We start from the raw sequence: 18,720 nt of genomic DNA, 5'->3' as shown, positions 1-18,720 counted from the left end.
GCGGGAAAGCCACCGACGGTCCGACCCACTCCACACAAACGCAGGAGTCCGTGGGTGAGCCAGCGGTCACGGGCGTCACTCAGCACTCACTCCGACTGTGCCGGCCGCCCGACCGCCCTCCCGAGCCGGCGGTCACGGCGCTAGGGTGCGGCGATGGACGAGCTGCGGAAGCTGTTCCGGCGGGCCGCCGACCACGCCGTCGACTACCGGCGGTCACTGCCGGAGCGGCCGGTCGGCCGGCCGGTCGACCAGGCCGCGCTGGACCAGGCGTTCGCGGCCCCGTTGCCGGCCGCGCCCACGCCCCCGGAACAGGTGCTGGCCGACCTGGTGGCCGCCGCCGACCCGGGGCTGGTCGCCACCGCCGGGCCGCGCTACTTCGGCTTCGTGGTCGGCGGCGCGTCCCCGGCCGCCACCGCCGCCGACATGCTCGCCGCCGGCTGGGACCAGATCGCGTTCAACGCGGTCACCTCGCCGGCCGCGGTCGCCGCCGAGACCGCCGCCGGCACCTGGCTCAAGGACCTGCTGGGTCTGCCGGCGTCGGCGTCGGTCGGCTTCGTCACCGGCGGCCAGGCCGCCAACACCGCCGGGCTCGCCGCCGCCCGGCACCAGGTCCTCGCCGACGCCGGCTGGGACGTGGAACGACGTGGCCTGCTCGGCGCGCCGCCGGTGCGGGTGCTCGCCGGCGCCGAACGGCACGCCACCATCGACCGGTCGCTGCGCCTGCTCGGTCTCGGCTCGGACGCGTTGCGCGAGGTGCCGGCCGGCCCGCAGGGCGCGATCGACCCGGACGCGCTGGCCGTGGCGCTGCGCGACGCCGGCCCCGGCCCCACCGTCGTCTGCCTCCAGGCCGGCAACGTGAACACCGGCGCCTGCGACGAGCTGCGCCGGGCCTGCGAACTCGTGCACCGGCACGGCGACTGGGTGCACGTGGACGGCGCGTTCGGGCTGTGGGCCGCCGCCAGCCCGGCCACCCGGCACCTGGTGGACGGCATCGAGGCGGCCGACTCGTGGGCCTGCGACGGGCACAAGTGGCTCAACCTGCCGTACGACACCGCGTTCGCGTTCTGCGCCCGGCCCGACGCGCACACGGCGGCAATGTCGTACTCGGCCGCGTACCTCGTGGGCTCCGGCGGGGCGCCGGCGGGCGCGGACCTGACCGCGGAGTCCTCCCGCCGCGCCCGTGGCTTCGCGGTCTGGGCCGGCCTGCGGGAGCTGGGCCGCGACGGCGTCACCGCGCTGGTGGACCGGTGCTGCGCGCTGGCCCGCCGGTTCGCCGCCGGGCTTTCCGCAGCCGGGTTCGAGGTGGTCAACGACGTGGTCCTCAACCAGGTGCTGGTCGGCTTCGGCGACGACGCGCGCACCGACCGGCTGGTGGCCGCGGTGCAGGCCGACGGCACGTGCTGGGTGGGCGGGACGACGTGGCGGGGCCGACGGTTGATGCGGATCTCGGTGTCGAACGCGACCACCACGGCGGCGGACGTGGACCGGTCGGTGGCGGCCATCGCCCGGTTGGCCGGCCAGCGGGGCACCTACTGAGCGCGACCGATTGATAGCGTCACGGTCACCGATGTCCTCCGGGGAGGTGGCCATGTGGGCGGACGAGGCCGCGCTAGACGCGGCGGGGCGCCGACTCGACGAGTGGGAGGCGGGCCTGGCCGACCGGGCCGCACGCGCGACGGCGCTGTCCACCCGGGCGCGGGCGCTGACCGGGTTCGCCCGCAGCGCCGACGGCCTGGTCGAGGTCACCGTCGACGCCGCCGGCCTGCTGGCCGACCTGCGGCTCGACGAACGCACCCGGCAGCACTCCGCCGCCCACACCGCCCGGCAGGTCCTGGCCGCCACCCGGGCCGCGCGCGCCGACCTGCTGCGGCAGCTCACCGACGCGACCACGGAGACGTTCGGCGAGGACGACCCGGCCGGGCGCTCGATCGTCGACTCCCACCACCGACGGCTCGACCCCGACCCAGGCCCGCCGGATGCCCGGCGGTGAGATCCTCCAGGTCGACCCCGACGACCTGACCGCCCACGCCGCCCACCTCGACCGCTGCGCCGACAGCATCGACACCGCCCACCGGGCCGGCCAGCACGTCCGGCTCGGCGCCAACGCGTACGGGCAGCTCTGTGCCGTCATGCCGGTCCTGCTCGACGGCCTTCAGCGCACGCTTGTCGATGGCGTCGGCGCCGCGGCCGCCTCGGTCCGGGACACCGCCGGCAAGGTCCGCGCCGGCGCCGAACGCTACCGCGCCGCCGACGCCCGCGCCGCACACCTGCTCGACCAGGCACGAGACCGGCGATGACCACCAATCCGCTGGTCGCCGGCGCGGCGGACACCGGGCCCAGCGCCTGGGCGGGGATCTGGATCTGCGAGGACATCGACCTCATCGCCCAAGGCGTACGCACCGGTAGCTGGATCGACGGCAGCCTCGGCGTCGTCAGCGCCGGCCTGGACGTGCTCGCCCTCGTCTCCGACCCGGTCGGCGCCCTGCTGCAATACGGCATCGCCTGGCTCATCGAGCATGTCAGGCCGCTCAGCGAGGCCCTTGACTGGCTCGCCGGCGACCCCACCGAGATCACCGCGCACGCCCGGACCTGGCGCAACGTCGCCGCGTCGCTGCGCGAGGACGCCGCCGAGCTGACCCACGCCGTCCGCACCGAGGTCGCCGGCTGGACCGGCGCCGCCGGCACCGGCTACCGGAACTGGGCCAGTGAACAGCAGCAGGCCGTCACCGGGCTGGCGCAGGGCGCCGAGGCCATGGCCGAGATCACCGAAGGCGCCGCCGGCCTGGTCGCCGCCGTCCGGCTGCTGGTCCGCGACGCCGTCGCCGCCTGCGTCTCCCGCCTGATCGGGTACGCGGCGGAACTGGTCGCCACCGCCGGGCTCGCGACGCCGCTGGTGGTGGAGCAGGTCACCACGACGGTGGCGTCGTGGGGCGCGCGCATCGCGCGGTTGTTGCGGGGGTTGCTGGCGAGCCTGCGGCGGCTGATGCCGGAGGTCCGACGCCTCGGCGACCTGATCGAGAAGCTGAAGCAGGCGCTGGGCCGCCTCACCGACTCCTCTCCCCGCTCTCCGCACGACCCGATCGACGGAGTTCACGGCGGGCACACCAGCCGCCCGCGCAACCTGTCCGACTACGACCGTCAGGAGGGCTGGGCGAGGAAGGCCTATGCGGCGATCCGACAGCAGGACGACACCGCGACGATCGCGGCCAACCTCGCCGAGGCACCTCGGCTTGATGGGTCCCGAGGCTTCTCACCCGCCGAGGTCGAGCGGATTCGACGGCACGTCTTCTTCGAAGAGCATCCGATGGACGACTTTGCCGGCGGGATCGTCCGCCAGCGGTACGACCCGAGCGCGCCGATGGCCGAAGCGTGGTTGCGCCTGCGACGTGGCGATCCCCTGCCGGAGGACTTCCGGCTGCTGGAACACGAGCTGGCCGAATCAAGGTACTACTCGGCCAACCCGCACGCGGACTACCGGGAAGCTCATCTCGCCGCGAATCGCGTCTCGAACTGGGAGGACGCGATTCCCGGCCCCACGTACGAGGACTACGCAGGGTGGGGAGAATAGCGCCATGGGCATGATGGTGGTTGCCCGCCGGGCCGACGCCCCGGTGGATGAGGTGCGCTACGAGTTCGGGTTCGAGGACCGGTTCGACCGCGTCCTCATCATCGACCCGCGGACGCTTGCCGCGCGGGTCGATGATGGCAGCTTCGATGCCGCCGCCAGCGCCATCACTGCCAAGATCGTCAACTCGTGGCGCGACACTGGCGACTTCCCGCAGAAGATGCTCTTCGCGAGTTGACCACCGGCCCCGCGATTCGGGCGCCCGTTCCGATCGCCGACGCCGGTAGGAAGCCAGCTGGGACGGCTACGCGTCGAGGACCCCGCACTGCAACGAGACGCGGACCCGCTCGGTGACCACCTCGCTCCCGCTGAGAGCGTCGCGAACCTCGGCAGCGAACGCGACACGACGCGGCACGGAGGGGAGCCGGTCGGCCGACATCGCGGAGAAGACACCGCCGACCATGTCGTCGACCGTGAGCGGAGCGTCGTACTCCACCGACGTCTCCGCGTACCGGTATCCGGCTCGGACGAGCGCCTCCCGGTTACGGCGCCGGCCCGCTTCGTCGGTCTGGCAGCTCGCGGTGACCGGATGCCCGAACAGCCGTTCCAGGCATCCGCGCAACGCCACCGACCACTCGGTGTCCTGCAGCCACAGCGGCGCACCGTTGGTGACCACGGCGATGCCGCCCCCGGGACGCAGCAACGGGCGCACCGCCTCGAACAGGGCGTCACGGTCCATGAAATGGACGGCGACGGCGACGGTCAACGCGCCGACGGCCCGCTGCCCGAGCAGCCGCCCCCACGAGGACAGGTCGCGGTCCGAGCCCCGCACCCAGGTGACGTTCGTCGTTCCGGCGTCCACGGCGGTGCGGCGGGCGATGGACAGCATGTCCGGCTCCGGGTCCACGCCGACGACCGCACCGACCCGGGCGGCGAGCGGAATGCTCATCTGGCCGGTGCCGCAGCCGAGGTCGACGACCGTGTCCTCGGCGCCGAGGCGGAACGCCGTGGTGAGCGCGTCGGGCACCTCAGGCGGATAGCCGCGCCGGTGTCGTGCGTAGTAGGTGGCCACCTCGCCGCCGAAACCCGTTGCCATGACGGAAGCGTGCCCGCTGCCGGCAGCATGGTGCGAGCCATTCTGCTCAGGGCACGGCATCGCGCAGGCGGCCCGTCGCTCAGCCGCTCGCGCGCGGTGCCGTTGCGGTGCGCGGCTCCGCCGTGCCAAAGGTCGAGGTGACGTCGCGGCCGTCGGGGAGCACGTCCGTGAGACTGATCCGTACGCCGGCGCGCACCACCTCGGTGCCGCGGCCGAACGACGCCGGCATCCGCCAGGTGCGCCACTTACGCAGCGGCACCCGCGCGTCCCGCTTTTGCCGCTTGAGGGTCGCCTCGGCGGCGATGACGTCGGCGTGACGGCCTCGACCACCTCCACGAGTTCCGCACCCGCCAGCAGGTGTTGCCGGACCCGACGCGCGCCACCGACCCCGAACTTGAGCAGACCGCGGTGCCGGACCAGGTAGAGCAGATAGGACGTGTCCTGCAGAGCGGTGAACGACCTGTCGCCCCGGCTCCGGTGGGCACTGCGGGCAGGAGCGGTCGCGAAGTCGCTGCCAGGCTCCGCACCGCTCGTGGACGCCCCACGTGCCGTGGGAGGAGGTTCCGGTCCGTTCGCCGCACCACGGCAGCCCGTGGACGTCGCCGGTGAGGTCGGTCCAGCCGTCGCGGCGGCGTCGGTCGAGTTCGGCGCCGAGGGCGATCGCGGCCTGGAACTCGGCGGCGACGCGTACGGGAATGGCGTCCGTCGGCGGAAGGTCGGCGAAGCGGCGAACCTGTTCCGCCAGGGCGGGTTCGTGCGGGACGCGGGCCAGCAGCCGCTCCCCGGCCGCGAGGGCGTAACCGGCGGACCGCTCGTCCAGGCAGGTGTGACAGCGGGTCCGCCAACCCGTACGGCAGATCCGATGGGCGCCGCAGGCCGTGCACCGGTAGAGGGCGACGCCGCTGTCCTGCGGCAGCACGTCGAGCCGCTCCATCTGCTCCGCCACCAGGTCGGCGCACGGACGGCAGTGGGCGTACCACGCGATGTCGGGGCCGCGCCCGCGCGAGTTCGCCCGGCCGTGGACGACCTCACCGCAGTTGACGCAGACCACCACGGGAGGCCGACCGGCTTGTGCCCTGCGAGTCGTCATTCGGCCGTGTCGACGTGGTGTCGGGTCGCCGCCACCGCCTGCGGGGTGCCACCTCGACCGCCGGTCTTCCACGACACCGTGCTGTAGTCGTCCCACCGCTTGTCGAGCGCCGTGGCGTCCGCCTGGTCGTCCGGGGCAACGGTGAAGTCGCGGCCGATCGCGTTCATCTGTGCCCAGGTGGCGTTGACGACGTCCGCGTACTGGTTGGCGTCCCGGCAGTCGAACCTGATCGTGATCGTGCGCTTCTCATCACCGACGGGGGTGCGGGGTTGGTTCATGGATCTCCTGTCAGGATCGGTCACCGACGGCGAACGACAGGTACGGGCTGGGCGCGCCGCTCCAGGTAACGTGCAGGGCCTCGCGGGCGCGGGTGGCGGCGACGAACAGCGGGGACCGCTCCCGGAGCAGGTCGTTGTCGTGCTGCATCCGGTCTACCTCCGTCGGCGTGACCTGCTGGAACTTCTGCATCGCCTTGCGTACGCCGGCCTTGATCGGCTTTTCCAGGACGTCGTAGCTCTGCCAGAACACGTTGGCGAAGGCGAGCTGGGGCACGAGCGGGCCTCTCGGGGTGGTGGACGGTCAGTCGACGACCAGTTCGTCCGAGGCGGGCACCTGCGCCTGGTCGTAGAACCAGCGGAGGTGGTCCAGCAACGCCTCGCGGGCCTCGGTGTCGGCGAGCACGGTCAGCGGGAAGCCGGGGCGCAGGGTGAGCTTGGCGGCGGCGATGTCCACCCCCGGCAACTCGTTGAGCCGTTGGCGCAGCTCCTCTCGAAGGGCCACCGCGTCGAACGGCGTACGGATGCTGAGGTGCTGGAAGACGACCTCGCACTTCCCGCTGGGATAGAGCGCCACCGGCCAGATGCTGCCGTACTCATGGTCCTTCCCCCGGGCCACCAGGAAGCAGGAGGTCTCGTCGCCGCTGCCGTAGCCCAGGATCCCGCCCATGGTCGTCCACGCGTCGAGCACGACGGCGACGGCCGTGGCGACCGTCGGCCCCTGGGACCCGGTGAGCTGTTCCATGAACCGTGCGGCGCGGTCGACGGCGCCGGTGGCGCGGGATCGCGGCTCGGGCAGGTCGGGGGGCGTCACCCCGGCGAGCTGCGCCAACTCCTCGACGGTGATGCGCTGCGCTTGGTCGGCGCGGCCGTTCTTGTCGAACGTCACGCCTTCGCCGCGCAGCACGTCGCGTGGGTCGTCGGTGCGGCCGGGTTCGAGCCACTTGAAGTTGCCCGCGACGACCCCGCCCGCCTGGAGCACCCGGTGGGCGTTCAGGGTCGGGTGGTTGGCCAGCCGGTTGCCCACCGGCTGAGGGGCCGTGCCGATCAGGGCTGCCAGGTCACCGTAGGTGGTCCACGTGCCGGCCGGCAGTTCGGCGAGGGCTTTCGCCAGCACGTCCCAGGGCACCTCGGACTGATTGCCGCTCTCCTCGGTGGGGCCGGGCCAGATGGTAACGATCCGGTCGGCGAGGGCGTCGGCCCGCGCCAGGATCTCCGAGCGACCCCACCGCTGCCGATCGGCGATGTCCCGGCTCAACTGGACACCGCTCTTCGCCAGGGCGGTCCGCTTGACAGGGAACGGTTTGTTGCTCAGTTCCGAGTTGTAGCCGGTGAGGGTCAGGTTCCCCAGGGTGTGCACGAGCGCGTCGTGCGCCTCGTCGGGGGTCTCGTCGGTGTCGAGGTCGGCGGCGAGCATCTGCCGCCATTCGTCGCTCAGGGTCTGCGGAAGCACGTGCTCGATGGTCAGCTTCTCCAGCGCCACCGGCTCCTTGCTGCCGTGGGACTCCTCCAGCCAGCGCAGCACCAGGTTGCGCTGGCTGGCCCGGCCGTTGAGATAGAACGGGATGGTCCGCACCAGGGCACGCAGGCTCGAGTCGGCGGCCCAGTGCTTGCGGCCCGTCGACAGGTATCTGCGCACCGCCTCGTGGACCGGCAGGTCTCGGTCCATCTCGGTGACCACGGCGAGCAGGATGCGGTTGATGTTCATCGTGCTTCGGCCGATCAGCAGCCGCCGGACGAAGAAGCTCTCCAGGTACAGCATCGCGGCGGCGATCTGCTCGGAGGTCGCCGTGCCCCGGTCCCGCCGGTCGAGCAGGTGCAGCAGCACCGGATAGACGGTGGTGGTGCCCCACGCGCTGAGTCGCTCCAGCCGCTGCCGTACGGCCGGGTCATGCTCCTCGGCGGGGTGCAGTATCACCCGCAGCAGCGCGCCGAGCCGGCTGAACCGCTGCACCTCGGCTTCAACGTCCGCTTCCGTCCGCAGCTTCTCGAGGCGGGCCTGCTGGCTCGCATACGTGTCGGTCTGCTTGACCTTCGGGTCGCGGTGGACCAGGTCGAGCCAGAAGAGCAGGACCAGCTCCGTCGGGGTGAACCGCTGCTGCAGCGGCAGCCAGAGCGACTCGTAGACGACCGGTCCCCGGTTGGGCAACCGCATGAAGATGTAGTTGCGCAGCAGGTCGGCCTGAGTGAGCGTCAGCCCGGTGTTGTTCAGCGACTCGAAGATCCGGTAGACGTTGTCGCCCGGTTTGGCAGTGATCGCCACCAACGCCAGCCCGGTGATCACCGCGCTCTCGATCTGCTGGACGGTGATCGGCTCCTCGGCGGCGCCAAGGGCGTCCAGCGCCTTGGCAAAGAACTGGTACGCCCGGCCCACCGCGTGGTTCCCGCCGGTCTGCGGCGTCGACTTCACGCAGGCCACGTAGGCGTCCCGGTCGGCCTGGGTGGGGACCAGCTTCAACCAGCGCTGTTCCTCGAACGGGTTGGTCAGGTACTGCTGGTCGAGCCGGAGCCGGTGTTTCTGGTCTTCGTGTTCGGCCAGTTGATCGCGGATGGCGCAGAGCAGGATCGTCAGCGTGGTGAGCCGCTGCTGACCGTCCACCACGAGGTATTCAGCGACGCCGACGGCACCCATGGCCGGGCTGGGCGCGAGCACCAGCGAGCCGATGAAGTGGGTGGCGGTCGGGTGGTCGACCCGGTCCCTGGCGAGCTGGCAGACGTCGTCCCAGATCCGCTTGAACTGAAGCTCGGTCCACGAATAGGTCCGCTGGTAGAGCGGCACAAGGTATTGCCTCGTGCCTTCCAGCAGCCCTTGCACCGTGGTTTCGTGCGCCGTGACCATTCCACATCCGTCCTCTTTGGACCCGCCTGAGCCGGCAAGACAACCAGATCAGTGTGGCCGGGGGCAACACGCACGAAAAGTTGCCGCGTCGGATAGTTGACAGCCGGGCGTTCTGCACTCAGGTCACCTGTTGCTCAGCTCTTCAAAGAGCTCGCGTAATGCTGCGCCAGCACGGACCGAGACATCCTGATCGTGGGACGCAAGCGTCACTGAGGGACTGGGTCCCGAGTTGCGGCCGGACCTGACCAGTGAGGTGGAACGGCTGATGGCCCTCGGTAAGCCTTTCGTGCGACCGCGCACCCCGTCGGACTACTGGCTGTATGCGCGACTGTTTTCGTCGACGTGCCCGGTGGCAATGGAGGGTGGCGCCGTGGCCGGTGCGGTGATCGCGTTCCGCAGCCAGGACGACCCGGACGACGTCTACGTGCAGGACATGATGGTCCATCCCGACTTCCGGGGGCGAGGAGTGGCGCGGCTGCTGCTCGACTCGGTGCGGACCCGCGCGGCCGACTGGGGTTGCCACCGGCTCTATCTGACCTCCGAGCCGGAGAATCACGCCGCGCACCGGACGTGGCTCAGACTCGGGTTCCGTAACGTGCCCGGCGACCGGGACGTCGACGGCGTGCAGGTGCTGACGGACTTCAAGGGCCCGGGCAAGGACCGCGCAGTCTACGAGTTGCCGGTCAGCCGGGTCGCATCTCCTCGTCGATCTTGACGATGAGCCGCCGCGACTCCTCCTCGCCCAGGGCCAACGCGTCGAGGCCCGCCCACACCATCTCGTGCACGGCCACCTCTGCCGGCCGCTCGAGCTAGAGCGCCCGGTGAACGACTCGCGACAGACCACCGCCAGGTCCGGTTCGATGCGACTGCCGAGCGGGAAGTCCAGCAGCACGAACGGTCCGCGACCGCCCCGGCGGGCAGGCCGGCGGCGAGCGGCACCACCCGGATCGTGACGTGCGGCAGCAACGGTGCGCATCGGACGATCAGCTCCCGTCGTCCCCCAGCCGGTCCAGGTGGTTCAGCAGCGTTTCGATCTCGGCAGCCGGCGCGGATCCGGCGCCGTGGAGCGCGTTGATGTCACGCCGCAGGCCCTCCAGTTGGTGCCGGGCCTCCGGAACGTCACCCAGGCCGGCGACGAGCATCGCGATCTGCTGCCGTAGCGGAAAGAGTTCGGGGGAATCCGCGGGCATCACCTGCTGCTCGTCGGCGAGCAGGGCACGCAGCTCTCTCAACGCCTCGGTTGCCTCACCCAGTTCGGCCTGGCAGCTCGCCGCCTGTTGCCGGCACTGCCAGATCAGCTCTTCGTCCGGGACCGGACGCGCGGCGAGATCGACGATGAGCCGCTGGAACTCGGGTAGCGCCTGCCGGAACGCGCCGGACAGGACATACAGGTTCGCCAGGTTGAGCCGCAGCTCCAGGATTCGAGGCTGCTTGGCCCCGTGCCCTCTGCCGACCGGCCGCAACGCCGATTCGAGCAGCTCAGCGGCTTGCGTGAATCGTTCCTCCTCGGCGAGCGCCCAGACGCGGTCCTCCACCTCGGCCAGTTCGTCGAGCGACGGCGGCTCGACGATCTCCGTAGCAGCTCGCGGCCGGGCGATGTCGACGCGGGTGGGCGGCAGCGGCGACCTGGGTGGTAACGGCCCGAAGGGATAGCGGTACGGCATGGTCGGGTCGACGCGCTGCCCGTCCGCCACGGTCAGACCGATGTCGGCCGCTCTCTCGGTCGCGACCGCGCCGAACGGCGCCAGCAGCTCGTACACCTCGACGGCCGAATCCGGACGGTGCTGTGGGTCCTTGGCCAGCAGCCGGGCGAGGAGCTGCACCAGGACGTCCGGCACACCCGCCCGGTGGTTCGTGACGGAGGGGACCGGATCGTTCAGGTGTCGGTGCAGCATTCCGAGCGGGTTGTCGGCCCGGTAGGGCGGCTGACCGGTGAGCAGCTCGAACAACACGCAGCCGAGCGCGTAGAGGTCGGCGCGCGGGCCGACGGCGCTGTTGAGCGCCTGTTCCGGGGCCATGTAGGTCGGCGTACCGAGCGTGTGCCCCGTGGCGGTCAGCCGGGGCACGTCCGGCCCGAGCAGGGCCGCCACGCCGAAGTCGAGCACCTTGACCGCGCCGGCGGGGGTGACCATCACGTTCTGCGGCTTCAGGTCGCGGTGCACGAGCGAGGCGGCGTGCGCCACCGCCAGAACCGAGCAGATCTGCGTACCGATGGCGGCGGCCCAGGGCACCGCCAGCCAGCCGCGCTCGGCAATCAGGTCGGACAGGAGCACACCCGGTACGAGCTGCATGACGATATAGAGATCGTCGCCGTGGTGGCCGACATCGTGCACGCTCGGCACGCCGGGGTGGTCCAGCCGCGCGGTCACTCTGGCCTCGCGGATGAACCGGTCGATGGCGGTGTCCCGGTCGCCTTCCGGCACGGTCAGCTTGCGTAGGAACTTGATGGCGACCGGTCGGTCCAGCTTCTCGTCGAAGCCCGCCCACACCTCCCCCATGCCGCCGTGCCCGACCGGATACGTCAGCTCGTACCGGTCGGCTACCCGCTCCTGCGCCTGCATGCGTCTCCCCTCGGCGCCCCGTCAGTTGCTCTGCGGCTTGGCCGGCTAGTACCGCTCGCCGTAGACGTCGGCCAGTTCCCGGTACGCCTCGCGGACGGCCTCGCCGGCACTTGGATCGTGAGCCGCGTTCTCGGCGGCCACGGCGGCGAGTTCCAGCGCGTCACGGATCCGGGCCAGTTCCGCCTCGGTCTCACCCCAGAGGCCGGACACGCGTCGCCGCTGCTCGGTCAACGCCTGGGAGACGCGGCTGCTCGCGTCACCGGTCGTGGCAGGCTGCTGCTGGCGGCGCCACTGAGTACGCAGTTGCTGACGACGGCTCAGCACGTCGCTCGCCTCCCAGAGCACCTGCGCCAGGAGTTCGGCGCCTTCCGTGCCGTCGATGACGGGGCTCACCCCGGGCAACGCGCGGCCGGCGCGTTCCGCCAGCTCGACCAGGTCGAGGAAGTCCTCGCGTTCCTCGCTGCCGGTCAGGGCGTGGTGCAGATTCGGGAAGGCAGCCTGGTCGGGGGCCTCCACCTGGGGCGGCGGCTTCTTCGACATGATTCCGGCGAGCCCGAGGGCCAGCAGGAGCGCCACCAGTAACAGCACGACCAGCGCGGGTGCGCCAGAGCCGCAGAGCACGGCGGAGACGAGCATGGCGACGGCGCAGAGCACGATCACGCCGGGAACCTTGGAGGATTCCGGGCCAGCAGGGACCGCTCGCAGGTCGGTGATGCTGCCCCACTCATGCCGTAGGGGCGACCTGGTCACCTTGAGCGGCGCGAGCGCGGTCATGACGCGTGCCTCGTCCACGGCGATCCAGAGGTGGAAGGCGGGTTCGGACGGGGACAACCGTCCTCCTCTCGGCGGGTATTCAGTTAGGCGATGCCCTTGCGGCGGCGGATCATCTGGTACGCCTGTCGGCGCGCGAACTGGTTGAGTCGTGAGCGCAGGCTCTCGTCGTCGAGGTAGCGCTGCATCAGCTTGCCGTTGTCGTCGTGCCGGGACAGGATCACGTCCTCGATCCGCTTGTCGCAGACGACCCCGAAGTTGCTCTCGTCGTTGACCAGCGCGGCGGCTTCGAGGGTGCCGTCCTCGGCGAGGGCGACGATCTGCTGTTCGACCCAGACCTTGTCGGCCTCGCCGAGCCCGATACCGAACCGGTCGTTGAACGCGTCGATCAGCTCGGAAAGCGCGACCTTCTCCGGGTCGTGCTGGGATCCGGCGCCGCCGCCGACGAAACCGGGCAGCATCTGCTCACCCTCGGGCGACAGCGAGGCATCGTGCTCACCGGTCTTGCTGACCCGCAGGTGGGTCAGCTGCACCTCGCCGATGTCGACGGACGGGTCCTGGCGGCGCGGCAGCCGGTTGAGCAGCGCCCGCCCGTACAGGTAGAGCCGTTCCAGGTCCTCGTCGTGGTAGGGCACCACCTGGCTGAGGAACGCGTACATCCGGGTGTAGTCGCGCAGCGCGGACCGGAAGCCGTCCGCGGCCTCCGGGTCCTCGGCGGCCAGGGCCTCGAAGCGCTGGACGGCCGGCTCGGTGAAGCGGTAGAGCGCGGCGTGGGCCCGCTGGAGGCCGGTCTCGGTGGTCGCCTTCCGTTCCGCCGCGAGCAGCGCTTCGGCGTACGCCTGCATCTCGGACTGGACCAGCACCGGGTAGCAGGTGACCGCGTTCTGTGCGGTGTAGAGCAGGTTCGGGTCGGTGGGGGTGGTCGCGGCGGTCTCGAAGTATGGCTTGAACTGCTCGGCGATGTCGCCGGCCTCGTTGACGAAGTCCAGGACGAACACGTCACCCTGGCTCTTCAGCGGGTGGGTGCGGTTGAGCCGGGACAGGGTCTGCACCGCGGCGACGTTCTTGAGCAGCTTGTCGACGTACATCGTGGTGAGCAGCGGCTGGTCGAAGCCGGTCTGATATTTCTCCGCCACGACCAGGATCTTGTATTCGGTGTCCTGCTTGGCCTTCGGCGTGCCGGCGTGCTTGTCGTCGGCGGCGGTGTAGGCGAACTTCTCGGGCAGTTCGCCCTCACCGAAGCCGTTGACGCGTGCCTCGGTGTGCTCGACGCCGTCGACCTCCAGATCGCCGGAGAACGCCACCAGCGAGTCGCAGCCGACGTAGCCCTGCATGTCGACGTACTTCCGGATGGCGGTGTGCAGACGGACCGCGGCCTCGCGGGAGCCGGTGACCACCATGGCCTTGGCGCGACCGCCAAGGCGCGGCGCGGCGTGCTTTCGGAAGTGCTCGACGATGATTTCCGCCTTCTGGGCCTGCATCGTGGGGTGCAGGCTGGCGAAGCGGGCGAGTTGGGAGCCGGCCTTCTTCGGGTCGACCTCCGGGTCGTCGGGGTTGGCGTTGGCCAGCTTCCAGTACGACTTGTAGGTCAGGTAGTTGCGCAGCACGTCGAGGATGAAGCCCTCGTCGATGGCCTGCCGCATCGAGTAGGTGTGGAACGGCTGCGGGTTGCCGGTGACCGGGTGTGGCGTGCCGAACAGTTCGAGCGTCTTCGGCTTCGGGGTGGCGGTGAACGCGAAGTACGACAACGTCTCGTGGCGCCCCCGCGCCAGTGCCGACGCGGTGAGCAGGTCACCCGACTCGTCGACGTCGTCGCTGCCGAGCTTGAGCAGCACCTTCTTCAGCGCGGCGGCCGAGTCGCCGGACTGCGACGAGTGCGCCTCGTCGACGACGACCGCGAACCGCTTGCCCTTGAGCCCCTGGACCTGGTTGAGCACATAGGGGAACTTCTGCATGGTGGTGATGACGACCTTGGCCGTCTCACCCTGGAGGGCGGCGGCGAGCTGGGCGGAGTCCTTGTCGATGCGCTGCACCACGCCGGGCACGTGCTCGAACTGGAACACCGTGTCCTGCAACTGCCGGTCCAGCACCACCCGGTCGGTGATGATGATGACCTTGTCGAACACCGGCTCGTTGGGACGCAGCCCGTCCTTGGCGACGTCGGGCGCGGTGTGCAGGCTCGACAGCCGGTGCGCCAGCCAGGCGATGGTGTTCGACTTGCCCGACCCGGCCGAGTGCATGACCAGATAGTTGTGGCCCGCCCCGTGGCGGGCCGCGTGCTCGGTGAGCTGGGTGACCGCGTGCCACTGGTGGTAGCGCGGGAAGATCAGCGCCTTGGATTCCTTGTCGTAGTGCAGGAACCGCCGGACCAGGTCCATGAAGACGTCCGGGTGCCAGATCTGCTCCCAGAGGTAGGAGCTGCGGTAGCCCTTGTCCGTGGCCGGCGGGTTGCCTGCCCCACCGGACACGCCGGGCCCGTTCGACCCGGTGTTGAACGGCAGGAACCGGGTCTTCTCCCCCGCCAGCTTCGTCGTGACGAAGACCAGGTCGGGATCAACGGCGAAGTGCACGAGGGTACGCCGCGCGAAGAGCAGTTCCTTCGGGTCACGCGTCTTGCGGTACTGCTCCTTGGCGTCCTCGACGGTCTGGCCGGTGAGCGGGTTCTTCAGCTCGGCGGTGACGAGGGGGATGCCGTTGACGAAGAGGACCAGGTCGAGGGTGTTGTTGTTGCTGGTCGAGTACGCGAGCTGGCGGGTGACGGTGAGGCGGTTGGCGCGGTAGAGCTTGAGGGCGTCGTCGGTGATTGCGTGGGCGGGCTTGAAGTAGGCGAGCCGGATGAGGACGCCCTTGTCCTTGACGCCACGGCGGAGGACGTCGAGAGGGCCACGCTCATCGATCTGCTTAGCGAGGTGCTGGGCGAAGTGCCGCTGCGCTACATCGGGATCGTTCCCATGGTACGCCAACAGCTTCGCCCACTCATCCGGCTGGGCCGCCCCGATGAAGGCGAACAGATCAGCTGTGTCGAGCCCGAACTGCTGGTCGTAGTTGCTGGCCGCCCCCCGCCGCCACCCCGGGCCGACCAAGGCACTCTCAATCGCCGCCTCGAACGACGGCTCATGGTGAACCGGGCTCATACGTCTACTCCCCGCGCCGCCGTCACATCAATCTGCCCGGTCACAGCAGCCGAGATCAGCGCCTGCACCCTTTCCTGAAGCAATTCACGCTGTCTCCGAACTCGTGCAACGATCGTCTGGGATAATTGCCGCTCCACATCGATCCGTTTTTCAATATTTTCCTGCTCACGAAGAGTAGGAACTCGCACCCGGATTTTGTAGCAATCTCCCACCCTGATGTGTTCATGCAGGGATCCAGCACCAAGTAACCTGATCTGCTCTGCAACGGCGGAGCCAAGCAAGGCAAATAAGAGATACCGATTCCGAATAGCTCTCGGATTCGCTCTATAGAGCACCAGACGCTGACCGAGGAAGACAAGATCATCCGAATCCAGGAAGCCGAATTCACCAAGCGGCGCCTCTCGCGTAAGCAAAATGTCGCCTCGCCTGGGCGCCCCGCGCCGGTTCCAGCGGCGGAATGTCGCCTCGTCCACCCGAAGGGAACCCGCAAGGTCGACAGATCCGTTCCGAACATTGCTGGTCCGGATCATATGGTAGGGCGTCTCCTCTTCCACCACTGGGGCCGTCTTATTGACGCAATCAACTATTCGGTCACAAACCGCCGACACCGGGATTTCTCGAACCCCGCGCAGGGCATTCAACTCGCGGTCAATGGATGCTCGACCCCTTTGCGCAGCTAACTGCGCAGTCCGATCTCGCATTGCCGCCGCTTGATCAAGCGCTCGAACCTGCCTATCTAGAAAGTCCGCTATACGCACCTGCTCATCAAACGGAGGATATGGCAGCATGACATCGGCAAGAGTCGCAGGGTCGAACGCCGTTGAGCGTTCGCGGATGCCTTTAGCCAGCGACAAAATGTAACCATTAAGCGCCATATAGCGCAAAATGTACGAGAGGTATCGAACGTCAACACCCCGAGCCCCGGTGTATGCATGAACGACAGGAGATGCCTTGCCGTCCGAATCGGACACTCCAATGGCCCCAGCAAAACCGTCCATCGCGTGAACGACCAAGTCGCCACTCCTGATGCCCTGGTAGCCGAACTCCTGGATTGCCGCGGTAAAGCCATCCGTTCGACGATTGGTGCGAAGAGTGACTTGACCATCGCGGAAGGCTGTTACGACGCCGTCCTCAGGACGCACATCGCGACGCTGCCGAGAAAGAAGCCACCTTGCTCGCTCAACCCGCCAATGTACAGGGATCGAACCTAGGCCAGGCACCGCCGTCACTTCATCACCCCACCAAGCAGTTCCTGAATTTTCTCCTCGAGCGACTTGATTTCGGCGTCGATCTCTGCGAGAGACCTAGGGGGCGTGTAGACATAGAAGTTGCGGGTGAACGGGATCTCATATCCGACCTTGGTCTTGGTCTCATCGATCCATGCATCCGGGAAATGCCGAAGCACCTCGCGCTTGAGGTAGTCGTGGATGTCCTCGTTCAGCGGCACGTTCTCGTTGTCCCGTAGGTCCGGCTCCGGCAGTGGATTGCCCCTGCGGTCGGTCTGTACCTCGCCCTCCGGATCGCTGACCGAGAACGCCTCCCACACTGCCTTCTCCACCGGTGCCGGCAGCTCTCCCAGCCCGTTCAGCTTCATCGCGAACTCGGCCCGAGTCGCGGAGGACGTCCCGATCAGCGACTTCGCCGCCGCCAGTAATGACTCCCGTTCTGCGTACTTGAGCACCGCTCGCGCATCCGCGAATAACGCCACCGTTTCCTCCGTGACCTCGAAGCGCAGCCGCAACGGCCGCTCGACGGTGATGCGCTGGTAGCCGAAGTCGGTGGTCTTGAAGACCTTCACCTTGGCATGCTGCGGATGCTCAGGGTCGTCCGTGATCGACAGCGCGTTCACGTACGCCCGGGTCAGGTCGGCGATGTGCTCGTCGGTGAGCATTTTGCGCTTGTCACCGAGACCCTTGCGCATCTTGGTCCAGTAGTCGCGGCCGTCGAGCAGCACCACCTTGCGCGCCCGAGCCGGGTCCTTGCGGTTGGTGAGGATCCAGAAGTAGGTGGAGATGCCGGTGTTGTAGAAGAGCTGGTCCGGAAGCGCGACGATGCCCTCCAGGAGGTCGTTTTCGAGGATCCAGCGGCGGATCTCCGACTCCCCCGAGCCTGCGGCACCGGTGAACAACGGCGAGCCGTTGAAGACGATGGCGAGGCGGCTGCCGCCGTCCTCGGGACGCTTCATCTTCGAGATCATGTGCTGGAGGAAGAGCAGCGAGCCGTCGTTGATCCGGGGCAGCCCGGCGCCGAACCGGCCGGCGTGCCCGCGGGCCGCCTCGTCCTTGACGAACTTCTCGACCTTCTTCCACTCGACCCCGAACGGCGGGTTGGCGAGCATGTAGTCGAACCGCTCACCCTCGTGGCCGTCCTGGTTGAACGAGTTACCGAAGGCGATCTTCGTCGGGTCGCCGCCCTTGAGCATCATGTCGGAGCGGCAGATCGCATAGGTCTCGCCGTTGAGTTCCTGCCCGTACACCTCGACGGTGGCGTGCGGGTTGTGCGCCTGGATGTGCTCCTGCGCCTCAGTGAGCATGCCGCCCGTGCCGCAGGCGGGGTCGTAGATTTTCCGGACGATGCCGGGGGTGATCAGGTCGTCCTCGTCGGGGGCGAGCAGCAGGTTGACAATCAGCCGAATGACTTCGCGCGGGGTGAAGTGCTCACCGGCCGTCTCATTGCTGATTTCCGAGAAGCGGCGGATCAACTCCTCGAAGACGTAGCCCATCTGGTGGTTGGACACCACATCCGGGTGGAGGTCGATGTCGGCGAACTTCGCGACCACCTGGTAGAGCAGGCCAGCCTCGGCGAGCCGGCTGATCTGCGCATCGAAGCCGTACTTCTCCAGTACGTCGACTGCGCCGGGTGAGAAGCCGCCGATGTAGGCGCGCAGGTTGAGCGCCACGTGGTCCTGGTCGCCGAGCAGCTTGCGGAACGACATCTCGCTGGTGTTGTAGAACGACAGCCCGGCGGCTCTCCGCAGCACCGGATCGACGTTCTGCACGCCGGCATCCTTGAGCTGCTGGTGCCGGGCGAGCACCGCATCCTTTGTCGGCTCCAACACACAGTCCAACCGGCGGAGCACGGTGAGCGGAAGAATCACTCGACCATACTCGGACTGCTTGTAGTCGCCGCGGAGCAGGTCGGCCACTGACCAGATGAAGTTGGCCAACTCTTGGTGCTTGATGCTCACCAGGTTCCTTTCGATTGCCTTAAGGCAAGCAGTATGCCTGCTGCCCTGCGTCGTTCCAGTCGTCCACTCGGCCGAGTTGATCAACCGACTGTCAGAGTGTCATCGCTGACGGAGGATGCGCGCCGGGCCGCAGGCTTCCGCATCTGTCGTCCGAGCGCTGCGCCACCGTCGGATATCTGACGAGAAGTGCATTCGGTGAAAA

16 protein-coding genes are annotated in these 18,720 nt (G+C 68.9%); 6 read left to right on the top strand and 10 right to left on the bottom strand.

Translation table 11 applies throughout. The annotated features are described in order from the left end of the window. The first annotated feature begins 153 nt into the window (after nt 1-153). The 5 genes from ACZ6O5_RS13225 to ACZ6O5_RS13205 are packed head-to-tail and all read left to right on the top strand — an operon-like array spanning nt 154 to nt 3,803. Nucleotides 154-1,536 carry a pyridoxal phosphate-dependent decarboxylase family protein gene (locus ACZ6O5_RS13225; RefSeq protein WP_465976934.1) on the top strand — a complete coding sequence of 461 codons (1,383 nt, stop codon included), beginning with the start codon at nt 154-156 and terminating at the stop codon, nt 1,534-1,536. Between the two features lie 52 nt (nt 1,537-1,588). Next, nucleotides 1,589-1,990, top strand: a complete 402-nt coding sequence (locus ACZ6O5_RS13220) for a YbaB/EbfC family nucleoid-associated protein (protein ID WP_465976933.1) — start codon at nt 1,589-1,591, stop codon at nt 1,988-1,990. Beyond that, nucleotides 1,977-2,297 carry a type VII secretion target gene (locus tag ACZ6O5_RS13215; protein ID WP_465976931.1) on the top strand — a complete coding sequence of 107 codons (321 nt, stop codon included), beginning with the start codon at nt 1,977-1,979 and terminating at the stop codon, nt 2,295-2,297. The genes ACZ6O5_RS13220 and ACZ6O5_RS13215 overlap by 14 nt, the downstream gene beginning before the upstream one ends. Beyond that, nucleotides 2,294-3,568, top strand: coding sequence for a WXG100 family type VII secretion target (locus tag ACZ6O5_RS13210; protein ID WP_465976930.1), 1,275 nt, complete (start codon nt 2,294-2,296; stop codon nt 3,566-3,568). The genes ACZ6O5_RS13215 and ACZ6O5_RS13210 overlap by 4 nt, the downstream gene beginning before the upstream one ends. A gap of 4 nt (nt 3,569-3,572) precedes the next feature. After that, the gene (locus ACZ6O5_RS13205) at nt 3,573-3,803 is read left to right on the top strand and encodes a hypothetical protein (protein ID WP_465976928.1); all 231 of its coding nucleotides are present in this window, start codon (nt 3,573-3,575) and stop codon (nt 3,801-3,803) included. A 66-nt stretch (nt 3,804-3,869) separates the two neighbouring features. On the opposite strand, the gene ACZ6O5_RS13200 is transcribed toward ACZ6O5_RS13205, so the two are convergent. From ACZ6O5_RS13200 to ACZ6O5_RS13180, 5 genes are all read right to left on the bottom strand, one after another. After that, nucleotides 3,870-4,661: a class I SAM-dependent methyltransferase gene (locus ACZ6O5_RS13200; RefSeq protein WP_465976926.1), complete on the bottom strand. Its 792-nt coding sequence runs from the start codon at nt 4,659-4,661 to the stop codon at nt 3,870-3,872. Nucleotides 4,662-4,740: 79 nt separating this feature from the next. Then, entirely contained in the window at nt 4,741-5,751 is a 1,011-nt protein-coding gene (locus ACZ6O5_RS13195) for a hypothetical protein (RefSeq protein WP_465976924.1), read from the bottom strand. After that, nucleotides 5,748-6,029: a hypothetical protein gene (locus ACZ6O5_RS13190; protein WP_465976922.1), complete on the bottom strand. Its 282-nt coding sequence runs from the start codon at nt 6,027-6,029 to the stop codon at nt 5,748-5,750. Before ACZ6O5_RS13190 ends, ACZ6O5_RS13195 begins: the two co-directional genes overlap by 4 nt. 10 nt (nt 6,030-6,039) lie before the next feature. Next, nucleotides 6,040-6,303 (bottom strand): hypothetical protein, encoded by a 264-nt coding sequence (locus ACZ6O5_RS13185; RefSeq protein WP_465976920.1) that lies wholly within the window; start codon nt 6,301-6,303, stop codon nt 6,040-6,042. A gap of 27 nt (nt 6,304-6,330) precedes the next feature. Next, nucleotides 6,331-8,865: a GmrSD restriction endonuclease domain-containing protein gene (locus tag ACZ6O5_RS13180; protein ID WP_465976918.1), complete on the bottom strand. Its 2,535-nt coding sequence runs from the start codon at nt 8,863-8,865 to the stop codon at nt 6,331-6,333. A gap of 265 nt (nt 8,866-9,130) precedes the next feature. Here ACZ6O5_RS13180 and ACZ6O5_RS13175 point away from each other — a divergent pair, with 265 nt between their 5' ends. Further along, nucleotides 9,131-9,580 carry a GNAT family N-acetyltransferase gene (locus ACZ6O5_RS13175; protein ID WP_465976916.1) on the top strand — a complete coding sequence of 150 codons (450 nt, stop codon included), beginning with the start codon at nt 9,131-9,133 and terminating at the stop codon, nt 9,578-9,580. A gap of 268 nt (nt 9,581-9,848) precedes the next feature. Here ACZ6O5_RS13175 and ACZ6O5_RS13170 read toward each other — a convergent pair whose 3' ends face one another. The 5 genes from ACZ6O5_RS13170 to ACZ6O5_RS13150 all read right to left on the bottom strand — a co-directional run bounded on the left by ACZ6O5_RS13170 (nt 9,849) and on the right by ACZ6O5_RS13150 (nt 18,518). Then, nucleotides 9,849-11,426, bottom strand: a complete 1,578-nt coding sequence (locus tag ACZ6O5_RS13170; protein WP_465976914.1) for a protein kinase domain-containing protein — start codon at nt 11,424-11,426, stop codon at nt 9,849-9,851. A 45-nt stretch (nt 11,427-11,471) separates the two neighbouring features. Next, complete coding sequence (locus tag ACZ6O5_RS13165; RefSeq protein ID WP_465976912.1) at nt 11,472-12,257, bottom strand: hypothetical protein; 786 nt, start codon at nt 12,255-12,257, stop codon at nt 11,472-11,474. Between the two features lie 26 nt (nt 12,258-12,283). Next, the gene (locus ACZ6O5_RS13160) at nt 12,284-15,331 is read right to left on the bottom strand and encodes a type I restriction endonuclease subunit R (RefSeq protein WP_465976910.1); all 3,048 of its coding nucleotides are present in this window, start codon (nt 15,329-15,331) and stop codon (nt 12,284-12,286) included. Beyond that, nucleotides 15,328-16,473 carry a restriction endonuclease subunit S domain-containing protein gene (locus ACZ6O5_RS13155; protein ID WP_465976908.1) on the bottom strand — a complete coding sequence of 382 codons (1,146 nt, stop codon included), beginning with the start codon at nt 16,471-16,473 and terminating at the stop codon, nt 15,328-15,330. The genes ACZ6O5_RS13160 and ACZ6O5_RS13155 overlap by 4 nt, the downstream gene beginning before the upstream one ends. 83 nt (nt 16,474-16,556) lie before the next feature. Next, nucleotides 16,557-18,518: a type I restriction-modification system subunit M gene (locus ACZ6O5_RS13150; RefSeq protein WP_465976906.1), complete on the bottom strand. Its 1,962-nt coding sequence runs from the start codon at nt 18,516-18,518 to the stop codon at nt 16,557-16,559. Nucleotides 18,519-18,720: the final 202 nt, after the last annotated feature.

It is taken from the genome of Micromonospora sp. NPDC049201 (assembly GCF_055586805.1).
The sequence above is the reverse complement of the archived record's forward strand: the minus strand, read 5'-3'. Positions and strand labels throughout refer to the sequence as shown.